This is a genomic window from Streptomyces atratus, assembly GCF_040655115.1.
GTDB classification, from domain to species: domain Bacteria; phylum Actinomycetota; class Actinomycetes; order Streptomycetales; family Streptomycetaceae; genus Streptomyces; species Streptomyces atratus_D.
Map to the genome: position 1 here is coordinate 18,029 of NZ_JBFAJH010000019.1, position 16,896 is coordinate 34,924.

At 70.4% G+C, this 16,896-nt stretch carries 20 protein-coding genes, 1 pseudogene and 1 riboswitch; of the genes and pseudogenes, 6 read left to right on the forward strand and 15 right to left on the reverse strand.

Annotated features, from left to right (window positions below; translation table 11 throughout):
* Positions 1 to 153: 153 nt before the first annotated feature.
* From AB0I23_RS21250 to AB0I23_RS21270, 5 genes are all read right to left on the reverse strand, one after another.
* Positions 154 to 996 carry an SGNH/GDSL hydrolase family protein gene (locus AB0I23_RS21250; protein WP_359111287.1) on the reverse strand — a complete coding sequence of 281 codons (843 nt, stop codon included), beginning with the start codon at positions 994 to 996 and terminating at the stop codon, positions 154 to 156.
* Positions 997 to 1,287: 291 nt separating this feature from the next.
* Complete coding sequence (locus tag AB0I23_RS21255; RefSeq protein ID WP_359111289.1) at positions 1,288 to 2,307, reverse strand: hemolysin family protein; 1,020 nt, start codon at positions 2,305 to 2,307, stop codon at positions 1,288 to 1,290.
* Positions 2,304 to 3,641, reverse strand: coding sequence for a hemolysin family protein (locus AB0I23_RS21260; RefSeq protein ID WP_359111291.1), 1,338 nt, complete (start codon positions 3,639 to 3,641; stop codon positions 2,304 to 2,306). The genes AB0I23_RS21255 and AB0I23_RS21260 overlap by 4 nt, the downstream gene beginning before the upstream one ends.
* Positions 3,642 to 3,837: 196 nt before the next feature.
* Positions 3,838 to 4,263, reverse strand: coding sequence for a GNAT family N-acetyltransferase (locus AB0I23_RS21265; RefSeq protein ID WP_359111293.1), 426 nt, complete (start codon positions 4,261 to 4,263; stop codon positions 3,838 to 3,840).
* Positions 4,264 to 4,317: 54 nt separating this feature from the next.
* Complete coding sequence (locus tag AB0I23_RS21270; RefSeq protein ID WP_359111295.1) at positions 4,318 to 5,199, reverse strand: LLM class F420-dependent oxidoreductase; 882 nt, start codon at positions 5,197 to 5,199, stop codon at positions 4,318 to 4,320.
* Positions 5,200 to 5,320: 121 nt separating this feature from the next.
* Here AB0I23_RS21270 and AB0I23_RS21275 point away from each other — a divergent pair, with 121 nt between their 5' ends.
* From AB0I23_RS21275 to AB0I23_RS21285, 3 genes are all read left to right on the forward strand, one after another.
* Positions 5,321 to 5,548 carry a hypothetical protein gene (locus tag AB0I23_RS21275; protein ID WP_030921856.1) on the forward strand — a complete coding sequence of 76 codons (228 nt, stop codon included), beginning with the start codon at positions 5,321 to 5,323 and terminating at the stop codon, positions 5,546 to 5,548.
* On the forward strand, positions 5,545 to 5,916 hold the full coding sequence (locus tag AB0I23_RS21280; protein WP_037690395.1) for a hypothetical protein: 372 nt from the start codon (positions 5,545 to 5,547) through the stop codon (positions 5,914 to 5,916). Before AB0I23_RS21275 ends, AB0I23_RS21280 begins: the two co-directional genes overlap by 4 nt.
* Before the next feature lie 111 nt (positions 5,917 to 6,027).
* Positions 6,028 to 6,405, forward strand: a complete 378-nt coding sequence (locus tag AB0I23_RS21285) for a hypothetical protein (protein ID WP_359111297.1) — start codon at positions 6,028 to 6,030, stop codon at positions 6,403 to 6,405.
* A 30-nt stretch (positions 6,406 to 6,435) separates the two neighbouring features.
* Here the strand turns inward: AB0I23_RS21285 and AB0I23_RS21290 are convergent, their stop codons facing one another.
* From AB0I23_RS21290 to bioB, 4 genes are all read right to left on the reverse strand, one after another.
* Positions 6,436 to 7,119, reverse strand: coding sequence for a class I SAM-dependent methyltransferase (locus tag AB0I23_RS21290; RefSeq protein ID WP_359111298.1), 684 nt, complete (start codon positions 7,117 to 7,119; stop codon positions 6,436 to 6,438).
* A gap of 141 nt (positions 7,120 to 7,260) precedes the next feature.
* The gene (bioD, locus tag AB0I23_RS21295) at positions 7,261 to 7,956 is read right to left on the reverse strand and encodes a dethiobiotin synthase (RefSeq protein ID WP_359111300.1); all 696 of its coding nucleotides are present in this window, start codon (positions 7,954 to 7,956) and stop codon (positions 7,261 to 7,263) included.
* 1 nt (position 7,957) lies between these two features.
* Complete coding sequence (locus AB0I23_RS21300) at positions 7,958 to 9,262, reverse strand: adenosylmethionine--8-amino-7-oxononanoate transaminase (protein ID WP_359111302.1); 1,305 nt, start codon at positions 9,260 to 9,262, stop codon at positions 7,958 to 7,960.
* The gene (gene bioB, locus AB0I23_RS21305) at positions 9,255 to 10,439 is read right to left on the reverse strand and encodes a biotin synthase BioB (protein ID WP_359111304.1); all 1,185 of its coding nucleotides are present in this window, start codon (positions 10,437 to 10,439) and stop codon (positions 9,255 to 9,257) included. The genes AB0I23_RS21300 and bioB overlap by 8 nt, the downstream gene beginning before the upstream one ends.
* Positions 10,440 to 10,583: 144 nt before the next feature.
* Between bioB and AB0I23_RS21310 the strand changes: the two genes are divergently transcribed.
* Complete coding sequence (locus tag AB0I23_RS21310; RefSeq protein WP_359111305.1) at positions 10,584 to 11,726, forward strand: 8-amino-7-oxononanoate synthase; 1,143 nt, start codon at positions 10,584 to 10,586, stop codon at positions 11,724 to 11,726.
* Between the two features lie 9 nt (positions 11,727 to 11,735).
* On the opposite strand, the gene AB0I23_RS21315 is transcribed toward AB0I23_RS21310, so the two are convergent.
* Both AB0I23_RS21315 and AB0I23_RS21320 read right to left on the reverse strand, forming a co-directional pair.
* On the reverse strand, positions 11,736 to 11,942 hold the full coding sequence (locus AB0I23_RS21315; RefSeq protein WP_359111307.1) for a DUF397 domain-containing protein: 207 nt from the start codon (positions 11,940 to 11,942) through the stop codon (positions 11,736 to 11,738).
* A gap of 25 nt (positions 11,943 to 11,967) precedes the next feature.
* A pseudogene (locus tag AB0I23_RS21320) lies at positions 11,968 to 12,540 on the reverse strand (helix-turn-helix domain-containing protein); the annotation flags it as partial.
* A 197-nt stretch (positions 12,541 to 12,737) separates the two neighbouring features.
* Here AB0I23_RS21320 and AB0I23_RS21325 point away from each other — a divergent pair.
* On the forward strand, positions 12,738 to 13,169 hold the full coding sequence (locus AB0I23_RS21325; RefSeq protein ID WP_359111309.1) for an ATP-binding protein: 432 nt from the start codon (positions 12,738 to 12,740) through the stop codon (positions 13,167 to 13,169).
* A 22-nt stretch (positions 13,170 to 13,191) separates the two neighbouring features.
* Here the strand turns inward: AB0I23_RS21325 and AB0I23_RS21330 are convergent, their stop codons facing one another.
* Positions 13,192 to 14,109 carry a LysR family transcriptional regulator gene (locus AB0I23_RS21330; protein WP_359111311.1) on the reverse strand — a complete coding sequence of 306 codons (918 nt, stop codon included), beginning with the start codon at positions 14,107 to 14,109 and terminating at the stop codon, positions 13,192 to 13,194.
* A 72-nt stretch (positions 14,110 to 14,181) separates the two neighbouring features.
* Between AB0I23_RS21330 and AB0I23_RS21335 the strand changes: the two genes are divergently transcribed.
* A complete protein-coding gene (locus tag AB0I23_RS21335; protein WP_359111312.1) occupies positions 14,182 to 14,823 on the forward strand; it encodes a LysE family translocator in 642 nt (213 codons plus the stop codon).
* Positions 14,824 to 14,864: 41 nt separating this feature from the next.
* Here AB0I23_RS21335 and AB0I23_RS21340 read toward each other — a convergent pair whose 3' ends face one another.
* From AB0I23_RS21340 to AB0I23_RS21350, 3 genes are all read right to left on the reverse strand, one after another.
* A complete protein-coding gene (locus AB0I23_RS21340) occupies positions 14,865 to 15,338 on the reverse strand; it encodes a C40 family peptidase (RefSeq protein ID WP_359111314.1) in 474 nt (157 codons plus the stop codon).
* Positions 15,339 to 15,341: 3 nt separating this feature from the next.
* Positions 15,342 to 15,506, reverse strand: a riboswitch (cyclic di-AMP (ydaO/yuaA leader).
* A gap of 336 nt (positions 15,507 to 15,842) precedes the next feature.
* The gene (locus AB0I23_RS21345; protein WP_359111316.1) at positions 15,843 to 16,151 is read right to left on the reverse strand and encodes a hypothetical protein; all 309 of its coding nucleotides are present in this window, start codon (positions 16,149 to 16,151) and stop codon (positions 15,843 to 15,845) included.
* A gap of 7 nt (positions 16,152 to 16,158) precedes the next feature.
* Complete coding sequence (locus AB0I23_RS21350) at positions 16,159 to 16,794, reverse strand: ATP-dependent Clp protease proteolytic subunit (RefSeq protein ID WP_359111318.1); 636 nt, start codon at positions 16,792 to 16,794, stop codon at positions 16,159 to 16,161.
* Positions 16,795 to 16,896: the final 102 nt, after the last annotated feature.

A 16,896-nucleotide genomic window follows, 5' to 3' on the forward strand; every position in this document is an offset into this window, starting at 1 on the left:
GGCGGGACTTCCGACACACGCCTTAGACCCGTTTCGAATTCGGTCGGCGTACCGTGCCGCGCTTCGAGCCGTCCACAGGGCCACCTCGCGAACAGCCGGGGCCGTGGAGCTCTTCACGAGAGCGAGGACCCTGGGCGCAGCTGGGGCCACGGATCAGCGGGTGCCGTCCGCACGGCGCCACGTCGCCACCGGGCCCGGGGCGAGGGCGTCCTCAGGCGTGACCCAGAATGCCTTCCCCAGCTCGGCGCTGAACTGAGCGCCGGTCCGTCCGTCCCCGGACGACCGGCCGGTCAGACGCCGCCCTATCCACGGCGCCAGATGCTGCCGCGCGAAGCGGAGGTCGTCGACGCGCCGTGTCGCCCACCGCGTGGGCAGCGCGGTGGGGAGCGGCGTCTGCCAGTCGTGCTCCGGCGGCAGCCCGAGCGTCTGCCAGACCGCCTCGGCGACCCTGTGGTGTCCCTCGGCCGTCAGATGCAGCCGGTCGACGTCCCACAGCCGGGGATCGCCCAGCGCCGGTGCTCCGTACAGATCGACGACCAGCGCACCGTGGCGGTCCGCCAACCCGTCGACCAGGGAGAACAGCTCCTCCATGCGGGGGCGGAAGCGCTCCATGACCGGTCCGTTACGACCGGGGCTGCGCATCAGCACGAGTTTCTTGCACGACGGCGCGAGGCGCTCCACGGCTTCTTCCAGCTGACCGCGCACCATGCCCATGTCGCACGTGGGGCGCAGCGTGTCGTTGAGACCGCCGACCAGCGTGACGACATCCGCCTGCATGGCGGCTGCCGCATCGACCTGCTCGGCCACGATCTGGCGGATCAGCTTCCCGCGTACGGCGAGATTCGCGTACCGGAACCCGGGGGTGCGGGTGGCGAGCCTGCTCGCGAGGACATCGGCCCAGCCGCGGTACGAGCCGTCGGGCAGCAGGTCCGACATGCCCTCGGTGAAGGAGTCGCCGACCGCGACAAGACTGGTGTAGGAGGCATTCATTTCCATGGCCGTGCGATCGTATCGCGGTGGGTTCCGGCCCCTTCCGGGCGGCGCCGCGCCCGGCGGAGGGGTCAGCGCCGAGGGCACGTCCGCACCCCGGACCCCGCGACGGCCGTCCCCGTGATCCTGCCCGGCCGGCTGCCGCGCCAGCAGGCGCGGCAGCCGGCCGGGCAGGACCTGCGCGAAGGTGACCAGCAGGGCCGACCGGACGAGGCCGAGCGTGGCCCCGCCGCCCGCTCTCCGTCGCGGGGCCGCGCCTGTGGGCCGTACCCCCGCCGTGTGCCCCCGGTCCGCCCGTCAGCGTGCCTGTGGCCGTCCCACAAGCTCGCGCAGCACATCCTCCATCGTGACCATTCCGGCGAGCCTGTCGTCCTCGTCGAGTACTGCCGCCAGATGCGTACGGCTCCGGCGCATCGCGGTCAGTACGTCGTCGAGCGGTGTCGCCGCCCGCACCCGGGCGATCGGCCGCATCGCCGTGACCGGGAACGGCACATCGCGCGGCGTGACGTCCAGGGCGTCCTTCACGTGGAGGTACCCCAGGATCCGCTGCTCGCTGTCCATCACCGGGAAGCGCGAGAATCCGGTCTCGGCCGAGAGCAGTTCCAGCTCCTCGGGCGTCGTCCCGACCCTGGCGTAGACCACCTGCTCGACCGGCAGCGCGACATCCCGTACCGGGCGACGGCCCAGCTCCAGTGCGTGGTGCAGTCGCTCGGCGGCGCGGTCGTCGACCAGCCCGGCGGCCCCGGCGTCCTGTACCAGCCGGGCCAGCTCGTCGTCGGAGAACGTCGAGGACACCTCGTCCTTCGTCTCCACCCGCAGCAGCTTCAGCAGCGTGTTGGCGAAGGTGTTGACCGTGAAGATCACCGGGCGCAGCGCCCTGGCGAGGGTGACCAGCGGCGGACCGAGCAGCAGCACGGTCCGTACCGGTTCGGCCAGCGCGACGTTCTTCGGCACCATCTCGCCGAGCAGCATGTGCAGATACGTCGCCAAGGACAGTGCGATCACGAACGAGATCGGATGGACCAGTCCGTGCGGTACACCCACCACGTCGAAGACCGGCTCCAGCAGATGCGCGATGGCCGGTTCGGCGACGATACCGAGGACCAGCGTGCAGAGCGTGATGCCGAGCTGCGCCGCCGCGAGGAGCGCCGACACATGTTCCAGACCCCAGATGACGCTCCGGGCACGCCGGTTCCCGGCCTCCGCCTGGGGCTCGATCTGGCTGCGGCGCACGGAGATCAGGGCGAACTCCGCGCCGACGAAGAATGCGTTGACGACCAGGGTCAACAGACCGATGAAGAGCTGGACGGCCGTCATCGCCCATCCTCCGTCTCGTCGTCGGAGCCGGGCAGCGGTGCGTGCAGCAGCGCCCGCGCGGCGCGGCGCCCGGAGGCGTCCACGACGTCGATTCGCCAGCCGGCCGGTTCGATGGAGTCACCGACGACAGGGATCCGGCCGACTTCCGTGGCGATCAGTCCGGCGAGCGTCTCGTACGGTCCGTCCGGCACCCGTAGTCCGATCGTCTCCAACTGGTCCATGCGGGCGGCGCCGTCGGCCGACCACAGGGTGCGCCCGTCCGCGTCCTCACCGGCCGGTGCGAGGTCCGGCGTCTCGTGCGGGTCGTGCTCGTCGCGCACCTCGCCGACGACCTCCTCGACGATGTCCTCCAACGTCACGACACCGGCCGTGCCGCCGTACTCGTCGATGACGACGGCCATCGGGAACTTGCTGGACAGCCTGTCGAGCAGCCGGTCCACTGTGAGGCTCTCCGGTACGAGCAGGGGCTCGCGCATGATCTCCGACACGCGCTTGCGGTGCCTCTCCTCGGCCGGGATCGCCAGCACGTCCTTGATGTGTGCGACACCGACGACGGTGTCGAGGCTGCCCCGGTAGACGGGGAAGCGGGACAGTCCGGTCGCCCGGGTGGCATTGGCGACGTCCTCCGCGGTCGCCTGCAGTTCCAGCGCGGTGACCTGCACCCGCGGGGTCATCACGTTCTCCGCGGTCAGTTCGGCCAGATTGAGGGTGCGGACGAACAGCTCCGCGGTGTCCGCTTCCAGTGCGCCCGCCTTGGCCGAGTGGCGGGCGAGCGCCACCAGCTCCTGCGGGCTGCGGGCGGAGGCCAGCTCCTCGGCCGGTTCGAGACCGAAGCGGCGCACGATCCGGTTGGCCGTGTTGTTGAGGTGGCTGATGAAGGGCCGGAAGACTGCGGTGAAGGCACGCTGCGGGGTGGCCACGGCCTTCGCCACGGCGAGCGGCGAGGAGATCGCCCAGTTCTTCGGGACGAGCTCACCCACGACCATCAGGAAGACCGTGGACAGCGCCGTTCCGATCACGAGCGCGAGCGAGGACGAGACACTCGGGGAGAGGCCGACGGCCTCCACCGGGCCGCGGATCAGCTTCGCGATCGACGGTTCGGAGAGCATGCCGACGACCAGATTGGTGACGGTGATGCCGAGCTGTGCGCCCGAGAGCTGGAAGGTGAGGCTGCGCACCGCCTTCATGGCGCTGGCCGCGCCGCGTTCACCCCGCTCCACGGCCCGTTCGAGCTGGCCGCGCTCGACCGTGGTCAGAGAGAACTCGGCGGCGACGAAGGCACCGCAGGCGAGCGAGAGCAGGACCGCCACGAGCAGCAGAAGCACTTCGGTCATCGGTTCACCTCCGTCCCATGATCGGGCAGGGAAAGGAGGCTCGCCTGGCGTCGGCGATATCGGCTACTGGGAGGCTCGCCCATGGGCGGACGCTCACACCTTTCAGAAGGGGGTGGTCATATGAACATCCATGGTAAAGGACGAGCAAAGTCGTACTGCGCGCGGGTGATCTCCGTGAGTGTCCCAGGCTGCGGTCTCACTCGTTGAGGTGCTTCACCCAACGGCTCCACTGCGGCTGTGGCGCATACCCCGCCGCGTGCCAGGCGTGGTGCGCGAGCTCGTTGCGGTTCAGCACCATCGCATCGCCACGCCGTCCGCCCAGCTGTACGAATCGTTCCTCCGCCGCCGTCAGCAGCGCGCGGCCGACGCCCCGCCGCCGCTGGTTCGGATGGACCGCGAGCCGGTAGAGATGGCACCGCCACCCGTCGAAGCCTGCGATCACCGTTCCTGCGAGCTCGCCGGAACGTTCCGCGAGGATGAGGGCTCCGGGGTCGCGGGCGACCAGCCGTTCGATGCCGTCCCGGTCGTCGCTGATGCTGGTGCCTTCCGCCGCCACTTTCCAGAAGGCGAGGACGGCGTCGAGGTCGGCCGGTGCCGCGGCGCGGACAGTGAGATCATTCATGCCCGTACCCCATCACCGGACCCGCGGCACCGTCGAACGTATTCCGCCAAGCGGTCAGCTCCCCGCGAGTTCCTGGAGGACCGGGGCGAACGCCTCCATGTTCGGCTCCAGCACCGTCAGGTACGAGAAGCCGTAGCGCTCCCGCTGTTCCCTGAGTTGTTCGGCCATCTGCCGAACCGTGCCCATCGTGCACAGCGGCAGGGCCAGCGCCTGGTCCTCGTCGAGGTGTGGTGTCTTCGGCAGCACCTCGCGCACGGCGGCGCGACGGTCGTGGGTGGCCCGGACGTGCTGGATCAGCAGATTCAGTTCGGCCGGGCTCTCCCGTCCCGCGGCGAATCGCCGATAGGCGGCGACGCGCCCGTCCAGTTGCTCGGCGGTGAGGGGTGTGAGCGTGCCGTTCCGGTCGCCGACGGCCCCGGTGAACGCGACGATCTCCGCGAATTCTGCCGCCAGCCGTAGGACACGGTCCCCGTTCCCGCCGATCAGCAGCGGCGGCCGGGGCTTCTGCGTGGACCTCGGCAGCCGGGGGTCGTCGCGCAGCAGGCGGTCCAACTCCTCGACCGTATGACGCAGATGATCCACCCGGCCGCCGGGGGAGAGGAACTCGATGCCCGCCCGGTCGTGTTCCTCGCGGACGTATCCGGTCCCGATCCCCAGCTCCAGGCGCCCCTCGATCAGCGCATCCGTACCGGCCGCCTCGCGGGCCAGCAGCGCCGGATTCCAGAAGGCGGCATTCAGTACGAAGGTGCCGACACGAGGCCGCTCCGTGGCCTCCGCGGCGGCCACCAGTGCGGGGAAGGGGGCCGGCATGCCCAGATAGTCGGGGACCAGGATGACGTCGTAGCCGAGGTCCTCCGCGCGGCGGCATCGGGCGCGCCACTCGTGCCCACCGGCCGGCGTCAGCATGTTCACTCCGAATCGAAACGGCCTTGCCATGAACTCTCCTCGCGTCGGGACATCCGATGGACGGTCCACCCACTCTGCCAACGGCGAGCCGCGCCCGTACGCCGAACCGCTCCTCTTGCCGGTGCTAGCAGTCCCGCGCTAGCTTGATGGTGTGCCCAAGACACAGCTGAACGTACGAGTGGACGAGGCCACCGCCGAGGCCGCGCGGCAGCGCGCGCTGCAGAGGGGGATGAGCGTGAACCGCTACATAGAGGAGCTCGTCAAACAGGATGCGGGCGAAGTCGGACACACCTTTGTCGAAGCCGCTGCCGACTTCATGAAACAGTACGAGTCGGTGTTCGCCGAGGAGTTCGGCCCGGAGCGCAAAGGTACCCGTTGAACCTCCGGATCGACCTTTCCTGGCTGCTCATGGTCGCCGAGCACAAGACGCCTGGTGATCCACAGGTCGTCGACTGGGGCGCGCTCGTTGCCGCGGTCGCCCGTCATGAGGCGGAGATCTTCGGCAGCCCCGTCTACAGCGACCCGCACTCCAGGGCTGCCGCACTCCTGCAGTTGCTGCTCCATGTCCCGGCGCTCGAACACTCCAACGCGATGTTCGCCTCGGCCGTGGCGTACGGGTATCTCGTCGCTTCCGGACTGAAGGTCATCACCTCGCCCGAGCAGGTGCGCGACCTGGCCCGGCTGGTCAAGCAGGGCAAGGCCGACGTCCGGGCCGTCGCCGACGAACTGCGTCAGTGGAGTCTGTGAATCCTTTGGTGCGAGATTCCTGGAGTCCCCCCTTCAGCCGTGAATCATCGTTAACATCCGGCGCATGACACACATAGGGACACGCGTGCGAGACGGATGACGGTCGCGGGCGTGGGCGCTGTGGCGGCCCTGGTGCTCGGTGTCGGCGGAGCGATCGCCGTCGGCGCGCCGGACGACGGCTCGGCCGACCCGACCCCTGTCGCCACCGCGACGTCCGACCCCGACCCCGGCACCGGCGGCGTCGGAGGCAGCACCGACGGCGGCAGCGTGAGTGGATCGGGCGGTGGCGACCCCAGCCCGAGCGAGGCGCCGAGCCCGACCGGAGCCCCGGATCCCACCGACGGCCCCGGACCGAGCGAACCGGCGAGCCTCGACGACCTGGAGAAGCGGATCGACGAGCTCGACAAGAGGATCGATGAGCTGCCCACGAAGAAGGACCTCGCCGACGCGCTGCGGGCGCTCGCGGACCGGCTGGAGCAGGACGACTAGGGTCTGATCCGAGGGCCAGGCCCTCATGTCTCAGGAGGCGTCCACCACGGTCGTTCGGCGGGCCAGGCCCAGCACGCACGCTGAGGTGGGGAGCCGGATCCCCCAGTCCGGCATCTTCACCTTGCGGTACGTCTCCACCACGAACCCGGCCTCCTCGATCGCGGTGAGCGTGTCCCGCGCCGTATGACACCCGCCGCCCAGCAGCGGCCACACCGTGCGGTCCAGTGCCCGCTGCACCGTCGCCATGGCGCGGTCATCGGCCCGCACATGCTCGAAGAAGCGCAACTCCCCGCCGGGGCGCAGCACCCGCTCGATCTCCGCGAGCGACCGCTCGACATTCCGGACGGTGCACAGCACCAGTGACGCGACGGCCCCGTCGAATGCCTCGCTCTTCACCGGCAGCGCCTCCGCGGTACCCGGTACGACATCCACCGGGAGACCGGCACGCAGCGCGGACCGTACCGCCAACTGCCGCAGGGTGCGCTCGGGTTCGATCGCCACTACCTCGGACACGGCGGGCGGATAGTGGGCGAAGTTCAGCCCGTTGCCCACACCGACCTCGATGATGCGTCCGGACAGGCCGGCGAGCAGTTCCGAGCGAATGGCCGCCATCCCGGACCTGGTCTCCGCCGCCACACTCATGCGGGCGTAGAACCGGGCGAAGACCGGGTGGTGCACCGCGTCCTTCGGGATCTTCGTACTCCGCAGATGCATGACGGACCTCCTCGACAGGACCGGCTGCACCGGACGGCTCGGTCGGGCGGGCCCCGCCCGACCGGAGCTGCCCGACGCGAGAAACCCGGCCGGTAAAGTGCGGCTCCTTTGATTCTTCCCCGTACTGGGCCGCTCAGCCGTTCAGCCGGCGGTTCGGTCCCCGCCCAATTCCGCGGTCAGCCAACTCGCTGCCCGGGCACGGAATTCGGCGGGTGCGAGAGCTCCCGCACCCGCCGGTACGGCGCCCAGCAGCGGCGCGCCCGCCGCCACCGGCAGATCGTCGAGATTGCAGCGCGCGGCCAGATCCGGTTCGGCGGGCATGCTGCCCACGACCACGCCCAGGCATTCCAGTCCGCGCGCCCGCAACGCCTCCGAGGTCAGTGTGGTGGAATTGAGCGTGCCGAGTCCGGCGGGTACCACGACCAGGACCGGAGCACCGAGCAGCCGCGCCGCGTCCGCGAGCGTGGCGCCTTCGTCGTCGAACCGTACGAGCAGTCCTCCCGCGCCCTCGACCAGCACCAGATCGTGCTCGGTGGCGAGCTTCTCGGCCGCCTCCGCGATCTGCTGCGGGCGCACGGGTGCCAGGCCCGCCCGCCGCGCGGCCGTGTCCGGCGCCAACGGCTCGGGAAACCTTGCCAGTTCGAGGCCGGTCACCGCCTCGCCCGCAAGCCTGCGCACCTCGAAGACGTCGCCCGGCTCACCCGGCGCAACGCCCGTCTGAGCGGGCTTGAGCACGGCAACCGAACGCCCGGCGGCGACCGCCACCGCGGCCACGGCCGCCGTGACGACCGTCTTGCCGATCTCCGTACCCGTACCGCTCACCATCAGTACCGACATCTCAGCCCTCTCGCGCCGCCGCGCACGCCGCACGGCAGATGCGCGCCAGATCGTCGTCGCCCGTCACATACGGCGGCATCGTGTAGATCAGGTCCCGGAACGGGCGCAGCCACACGCCCTCACGGACCGCGGCCTCGGTGGCCGCCGCCATGTTCACGTCGTGATCGAGCTGCACGACGCCGATGGCGCCCAGAACGCGTACATCCCGCACACCTGCGATCGCACGGGCCTCCGCAAGGCCCCCCAGCAGCCCCGCCTCCAGGCGCTTGACCTCCTGCTGCCAGTCCTGGCCGAGCAGCAGATCGATCGAGGCGAGGGCCACCGACGCGGCCAGCGGGTTGCCCATGAAGGTCGGCCCGTGGGCAAGCACCGGGACCTTGCCGCGCGAGATACCGTCCGCCACCCGGGAGGTGCAGAGGGTCGCCGCCATCGTCAGATAGCCGCCGGTCAGCGCCTTGCCGACGCACATCACGTCGGGGGAGACCCCCGCATGCCCGGCGGCGAACAGCTTCCCCGTACGCCCGAAACCGGTCGCGATCTCGTCGAACACCAACAGCACGTCATGGGCGTCGCAGGCCTCGCGCAGCACTCGCAGATAACCGGGGGAGTGGAACCGCATCCCGCCCGCGCCCTGAACCACCGGCTCCACGATCACCGCGGCCAGCTCATCGGCATGGTGCGCGATCAGCTCGCGCAGCTGCTGTACGTACGACTCATCCGGTTCCTCGTCGAAACCGTCCGGCGGCTCGTCGGCGAAGACCTGCCGGGGCAGCACCCCCGACCACAGCTCGTGCATGCCGCCCTCGGGGTCGCAGACCGACATCGGCTGCCAGGTGTCCCCGTGGTAGCCGCCGCGCCAGGTCAGCAGCCGCTGTTTGGCGGGCTTTCCGATCGAGTTCCAGTACTGCAGACACATCTTCACCGCGACCTCGACCGACACCGAACCCGAGTCGGCGAGGAAGACATGGCGCAGCGGCTCCGGCGTGATCTCGACCAGCCTGGCGGCCAGGCGCACGGCGGGCTCATGGGTGAGCCCGCCGAACATCACATGGCTCATCCGGTCCAGCTGGCCACGCGCCGCCTCGTTGAGCACCGGGTGGTTGTAGCCGTGTACCGCCGACCACCAGGACGACATGCCGTCGACCAACTCGCTCTGCCCGTAGGCCGGTTCGGCGAGCCGCAGACGTACCCCGGACGCGGACTCCACGACCAGCGGCTCCTGCCGGCCGGGCATCGGGCCGTACGGATGCCAGACGTGGTCCCGGTCCAGGGTCCTCAGTTCGGCAGGGGAGAGGGGCTCAGGCATTGGGTGCGAGATCCGTTCCCGCACCACGACGTCGGACCGCCACCAGATCCGTACGCGCGCCCGGAACCCCGGCCTCGGCGACCCCCGGCTCGTCGGCCACGTCACCGCAGGGCGCACAGCCCCCCGCGTGCGAGCCGCAGTCGCCACCGGTCTCCGCCTCGGCCGCCGCGTCCGTACGGTGCCGGGGCAGCGTCGTCGTACCCGCGCCCTCCACGTCGAAACCGGCGTCCGCGATCATGTCCAGATCCGCCTGCCCCGCCTGGCCCTCACTGGTCAGATAGTCGCCCAGGAAGATCGAGTTGACCAGGTGCAGGGCGAGCGGCTGCATCGAGCGCAGATGCACCTCACGGCCGCCCGCGAGCCGGACCTCGACATCCGGGCAGACGAACCGGACCATCGCCAGAATGCGCAGACAGCGCTGCGGTGTGAGGTTCCACTCCTTGGCGAGCGGGGTCCCCTCGAACGGGATCAGGAAGTTCACCGGAACCGAGTCCGGGTCCAGCTCGCGCAGCGAGAAGACGACGTCGACCAGATCCGCGTCGCTCTCACCCATCCCGGCGATCAGCCCGGAGCACGCCGAGAGTCCCGCAGCCTGCGCCTGCTGGACGGTCTCCACCCGGTCCGCATAGGTGTGGGTGGTCGTGATGTCCCCGTACGTCTCCTCGGACGTGTTGAGGTTGTGGTTGTACGCGTCGGCGCCCGCCGACCGCAGCCGGTCGGCCTGCCCGGCGGAGAGAAGACCGAGGCAGGCGCATACCTCGACGCCCTCGTTCTGCTCCTTGATCGCCTCGATGGTCTGCGACACCCGGTCGACGTCCCGGTCCGTCGGACCGCGGCCGCTCGCCACCAGACAGACACGCTTCGCGCCGCCCGCCACCCCGGCGGCGGCGGCCTTCGACGCCTCGTCCGGTTTCAGCCAGGTGTACTTGAGGATCTCGGCCTTCGAGCCGAGCCGCTGCGAGCAGTACGAGCAGTCCTCGGGGCAGAGCCCGGACTTGAGATTGACCAGATAGTTCAGCTTCACCCGCCGGCCGAACCACTGACGGCGCACCTTCCCGGCCGCGGCCACCACTTCGAGCAGGTCGTCGTCCGAGGTCGCCAGCACGGCGAGCGCTTCTTCGCGGGTCGGCAGCTCGCGCCGCAGCCCCTTGTCCACCAACGTGTTCAGGAGGTCCATGGGCATGATCCTGGCTTACGCCACTGCCCGCAGCCAAGGAGGAACCGGACAACAGACCCCACAGAGGGTGTGTGTATTGCCACACCATGCCCGGCTGCGCCCCCGGTTAGGCTCTGTGAGCTGCCTACAAAAGGGACCGCCGACATGTCCTTCGCCCCGTTCGACTGGATCGATGACGAGGCGCGCCGCCGTGCGGACGCCGGCCTCGTCCGTACCCTGCGCCCCCGGCCCGCCGAACCGGAACTGCTGGACCTCGCGAGCAACGACTACCTGGGCCTCACCCGGCACCCCGAGGTGACGGCGGCCGCCGCCGAGGCCGCGCACCGGTGGGGTGCGGGCGCCACCGGCTCCCGGCTGGTCACCGGTTCCACCGCGCTGCACGCCGACCTCGAACGCGAACTCGCCGAATTCTGCGGTTTCGAAGCTGCCCTCGTCCTCTCCTCCGGCTACACGGCCAATCTCGCCGCCCTGACCGCCCTCACCGGCCGTGGCTCCCTGATCGTCTCCGACGCGGGCAACCACGCCTCCATCGTGGACGGCTGCCGCCTCTCCCGGGCGGAGACCGCCGTCGTACCCCACACCGATCCCGAGGCCGTCGCCAAGGAGTTGCGCGCGCACAGCGGCCGCGCCCTGGCCGTCACCGACTCGGTCTTCTCCGTCGACGGAGACGCCGCGCCGCTGCCGGAACTGGCCGACGTCTGCCGTACGGAGGGCGCCGCGCTGCTCGTCGACGACGCGCATGGTCTGGGCGTGCTCGGGGAGGGCGGGCGCGGCGCCCTCGCCGCTGCCGGTCTCGCGGGCGGCGACGGGATCGTCACCACGCTCACCCTCTCCAAGTCCCTGGGCAGCCAGGGCGGAGCGGTCCTCGGGCCGGCCCGGGTGATCGACCATCTGGTCAACGCGGCCCGGACGTTCATCTTCGACACCGGACTCGCGCCGGCCACGACGGGCGCGGCTCTTGCGAGTCTGCGCCTCCTGCGCCGCGAGCCGGCACGCGCGGGCAGGGCCCGTACGGTCGCGACCGCACTGTACGAACGGCTGACCGCCGCGGGGCTGACCGCCGTACGCCCCGACGCCGCAGTCGTCTCGGTGCGGGCACCTTCGCCGGACGCGGCGGTGCGCTGGGCGGCCGACTGCCGCGCGGCCGGCATCGCGGTGGGCTGTTTCCGCCCGCCGTCGGTCCCGGACGGCATCTCGCGGTTGCGGCTCACCGCGCGGGCCGACCTGACGGAGGCGCAGATCGCGACCGCGGTGGCGACCGTCCTGCGGACCGCGCCACCTGCCTGACCGGGCCAGTCAGCAGACCCGACCGTCGCTCAGACCGGAGACGAACGAAATCCAGGCCGCCGCGGAGAACCGCAGCGCGGGCCTGGACACATCTTTGGAGTCCCGCACGGCCAGCTGCTCCGCACCGAACGGTGCAGCTTCCACGCAGTTGTTCATACCCGTGCTGCGGCTGCTGCGCCGCCACCGTAACTCGTGCTGTGCGAGGCAATCGGACATCGGGCCCCTCGGGCGGTCTGAGGCGCAGTTGGTCCCGCATCACCCGGCGCCCGCCGACCTTGCGCCGCAGCACCGCCTCGTCCAGTACCGCGGTCAGCCGCAACGGCGGATCCGTCCGCAGCCGCCCTGCCGCGCGAGCCGCACCTCCACCAACGAGTCCAACTGATGGGCGGGCAGCCCGTCCAGGGACGACCGGGTCACCGCCCGCGCATAGTCGGCGGTCTGCAGCAGCCCGGCACCACCGAGGTCTGCAGCGTCCGGGCCGTCCGAGCTTGGGACTCCAGACTGATGAAGTCCCGGTACTGGGGCGGGATAAGAGCGCGGTAGGCGTGCTACCAGCCGTGCCGCCACCGCCCGCCGAGCCCGCGAGCAGCTCCAGAAGCGCCCGTAACTGTGCGTCGTCCACGCCGTAGGCATCAAGCAGCCGGCGCACATCGGCCGGTTTCACCCCGCTCGCGCCGGTCTCGATCCGGCTCACCTTCGACCGGTGCCGGCCGAGGATCTGTGCGGCGTCCCGACTGGTCGGTCCGGACGTGTGGCGCAGACTCCGCAGTTCCTCCCCGAGCTTGCGGTGACGTACTGCTGGGCCGTGCTGCATCGGCGGCCTCCCTCCCTCTCGTACCGAGGGGCCAGTGTGCCGCCACCCACGCCTGTCCGGGCCGGAGTTCACTGCTTTGAGCGACAGATATATGCATATCTCGTTGGATCGCCGTCACAGAGGGCAGCATCACTGCAATCTGGCGCGAAGCACATCCCGGACCGGTCGCGGTTCGGGTGGGAAAGGGACGGCTCGCCATGGCGGACCATCAAGAAGCACGTGTCACTCTGCCGAGCGAGCCGGTCTCGGTCCCGGCAGCCCGGAGACATGTGGCCCGGGTGCTCGCCGACTGGGGTCTGCCCGACGACACCGAGACCGCCGACACCATCCGGCTCATCGTCTCGGAACTCGCGACCAACGCCGTCCAGCACACCTTCGGCCAGTCGCCCACCTTCACCGTGGACCTCCGGCTGGAGCGGGAGGAGCAGCTGCACCTCGGGGTGACGGACAGCCACCCCCGCTGGCCCCAGCGCCTGCCCGAAGCCGAGCAACAGGACAACGGACGCGGCATGGTGATCATCCGCTGGCTGGCCGAGGAATGCGGCGGACGGCTCACGGTCACGCCCACCCCTGAGGGAGGCAAGACCGTCTGGATCGCGCTCCCGTGGACCGTAACCGTCCAGACCTGACTGCCCGGGCGGGCGCCGCACGTCACCGCGCCGACCTCGCCCGCCCGAAGCCGCCGCGCAGCAGTGCGCACAGCGTCGCCGCCGCTGCGCTCGCGCGCTCGCCGTGGTGCACCACCGAGATCGTCCGCCGGAACGCCGCAGGTTCCAGTCGCCGCACGGACAGCGGAGCCGGCGACATGGCGGCGACCATCTCCGGCACCACCGCCATCCCGATTCCCGCGCTGACCAGGGCGCACACCAAGGCGTAGCCGGGCGACTCGCAGACCACCGCGGGCGTTGCCCCTGCCTCGGCCAGGGCGTTCTCCACCCCGCGGCGGGGCGGATGGGCCGGTGCGCTGCTGATCAGCGGCCGGCCGGCCAGCTCCGTCACCGGCAGCCGTCCCGTTCCCTCGGACAGCACCTGGCCGACCGCAGTGATCAGCACCAGCTCCTCGACCAGCAACGGCTCCACGCAGACCCCGGACGGCAACGGCGCCGCGGGCGCCGGCTCGTACGCATGGGTCAGCGCCAGATCGACCTCGCCCGAGGCCACCGCGGCGATCCCGCCGGGCGGCTCGTAGTCCGTGACGGACAGTTCCACATCCGGGTGGGCACGCCGGAACGCGCTCAGCACCGGCGGCAGCAGATGGATACCCGCCGTGGTGAACGTGCCGACCCGGAGGCGTCCGCCGGAGAGCCCGGCGAGCCGGGTCAGTTCGTGCCGCGCGCGGTCCATCTCGTCGAGGACCCGCCGGGCGCGTACGACCAGCAGCTCGCCCGCGGCCGTCAGTCGGGCGCCACGGTGGTGGCGCACCAGCAGCGCGGCGCCCGCCTCCCGCTCCAGTTTGGCCAACTGCTGGGAGAGTGCGGGCGCGGTGTAGCCGAGGCGGGCGGCGGCGCGCGTGATCGAACCGGCCTCGGCGACCGCCACCAGCGCCGCGAGCCGCGTCGGGTCGAACATTAAGCGTTCCTTTTGGCGGACCCAGAAGATTGCACGTACATGTTGAAGGCTACATCGGTCCATGGTGGACGCATGGACGGACAACTGATCGCCTTCACCGGGGTCGCCGCAGGGATGGTGGCCTTGCCGGGCGCGGACTTCACGGTGGTCGTACGGAACGCACTTGCCTCGCGCGCGGCCGGGGTGGCCACGGCGCTCGGGGTTGCCGGGGGACTGCTCATCCACACCGCGCTCGCCGTCGCCGGGCTCGCGGCGCTCCTGGTCACGATGCCCGTGCTGTTCCGCACTGTGCAGCTTCTCGGCGGGGCGTACGTCCTCTATCTGGGAATCAGTGGAGTGTACGCGGCACGGCGCCGCGCCAAGGACGCGGGCGCGGACACGGGAGCGGACGGAGGGTCGACGGCGACCGGCGCGCGACGCGCCCTGCGCCAGGGCTTTCTGACCAACGCTCTGAACCCCAAGGCGCCCGTGCTCTTCCTCAGTCTGCTGCCGCAATTCGTCCCCGACGGGCAGCCACCCCTGCCCAGGACCCTGCTGCTGGCCACCGTCGTGGTGCTGCTCGCGCTGATCTGGTTCCCGGCCGTGGCACTCCTGGTGGACCGCCTGGGCCGGTGGCTTCGCCGGCCGCGTACCGCCCGTGCCATCGAGGGGGGCAGCGGCGCGGCGCTCACCGCGCTGGGGCTGGTGCTGGTGACCGGACCCCTGTTGCACTGAAACACGGTGATGGAGGGGGAGCCGGAGGCGAATCGGAGGGATCAGCGAACCCGTCCGTACCAGACGCTCCTCGTCCAGATCTTCTCCAGCCGCACGACGGAACCGGTCTTCGGGGAGTGCCAGATCTTCCCCCTGCCGGCGTAGATGCCCACGTGATAGACGCTGCGCCCCGAGTGGAAGAAGACCAGATCGCCACGTTTGCGTTTCGATGCCGTGATGTGGCGGGTCTTGTTGTACTGCTGCTGGGCGGTGCGGGGGAGCCTCTTGCCCACTTTCTTGAACACGTACAGCATCAGGCCGGAACAGTCGAAGCGGTGGGGGCCGGTGGCCCCGTACCGGTACGGGGATCCCTTCTTCGACGCGGCGATCTTGAGGGCCTTCGTCGAATGCGTCGCGGCCTGGGCGTCGGTCACGGCGCCGGGGGCGATCATGGAGCCACCGACGGCGGCGAGCGTCAGAACCGTGGCCGTACCGGCCCGGGTGAGCAGAGACGGGACATGAACCTGCGCAGTCATGCGCAACCCTTCGTCAGCCGCCTGTGAAGGATGACCTGTCGGGTTCGGGCAGGCGAAGTTGCCCGGCCGCGTGATGCGGCTTCACCCCGAGGGTCGACCGGTTGCCCGGCCGACCCGTTGCGCTCGGGTCCTCCACTCCTGCCGATCCACTTCTGTCGACCAGTCATCCGGGCGGCGGCAGGACTCGGCGTCCGTCCGGACCGCCCCGCCGTGGTGGCGGGGGCTTGTCGTCCCACGGATCTTGACTCACCAGCTGCCGGATTTCCGAAGAAAAACAGCGATATGGGAATGTCGTCACTATTGACCTGTTTGGGTGGAAGCGGTGCATATGGGAACTCGTCAGGCTGCATCGGCTGGTCCCGTACCAGCGGTGGAGCGACATATTCAGCTCGCCGTCCACGCCGACAGCGCAAGTCGAGTTGTCCCTCTCGCGGGGGATTCCTTGCGCCGAACGAGCGAGATAATTCGATCAGCGTGCCGGGCGTGTCGCTGATGGGAGGATGATCAACTCATCGGGGCCGGGGGCACGGTGACCCGTCCGGCCCGCCGTTCCCCGTCCAACACGCGCAGTGCCCGTGTCAACGTGGCGGCGTGGATCTGTGCTTCACCGCGCTCGTGCATCAACGTGAGCGCGTCCCGCAGGGCGCCGGCCCGCGAGGCGAGCGCCTGGGCCGCGCGCAGTGCACCGTAGGTGTCGCTGCCGTGGGCGGGGTTGATCCGGCCCAGCTGGTCGAGCACCTCCAGGTAGCAGTCGATGAACTCGCCCTCGGCGCGGGTCAGTGCGGGCAGCGGTGGGAGGTGGGGTGGCTTCATCGGTGGCTCACCTCGCGCTGTTCGGCGGGCGCGTCGTCCTTCGGCTCTCCAGGACGTGGTCCACCAGCCCGTACGCCTTGGCTCCGGTGGCGTCGAGGATGAGATCGCGCTCGAAGTCGGCGCCGATCCGTTCGGCGCTGCGGCCGGTGTGACGGGCCAGCATGCGGGTGAGCAGCTCACGGACGCGGACAAGTTCCCGTGCCTCGATCTCCAGGTCGGACGGCTGGCCCTGTACCGGCTCCGGCAGCTCGGGCTGCTGGACGACGACCCTGGCGCCGGGCAGGGCGTGCCGCCGGCCGGGGGCGCCCGCGGCGAGCAGAACCGCCGCGCTGGAACCGGCCTGGCCGAGACAGAACGTCTCCACCTCGCAGGTGAGGTACCCCATCGTGTCGTAGATGGCGGACATGGCGCCGAACGAGCCGCCGGGGGAGTTGATGTAGAGGGAGATCGGCCGGTCGGGTGCGGCGTGCTCCAGATACATGAACTGTGCGATCAGGTCGTTTGCGGCGGTGTCGTCGACCGGGGTGCCGAGGAAGACGATGCGCTCGGCGAGCAGCTTGGAGTACGGGTCGAGGGTGCGGGTCCCGTCGGTCGTGCGCTCGGTGAACTCGGGCAGTACGTAACGGGCGGCAGGGCGGAACATGGCGAAGCCTCTCCTCCGGTGTCTGCATGGAGCCTGCACGGACATCCGTAAAAAATGTACAGGACGTACAGAAGGTTATGATGGGGACTATGGCCTAGTGAT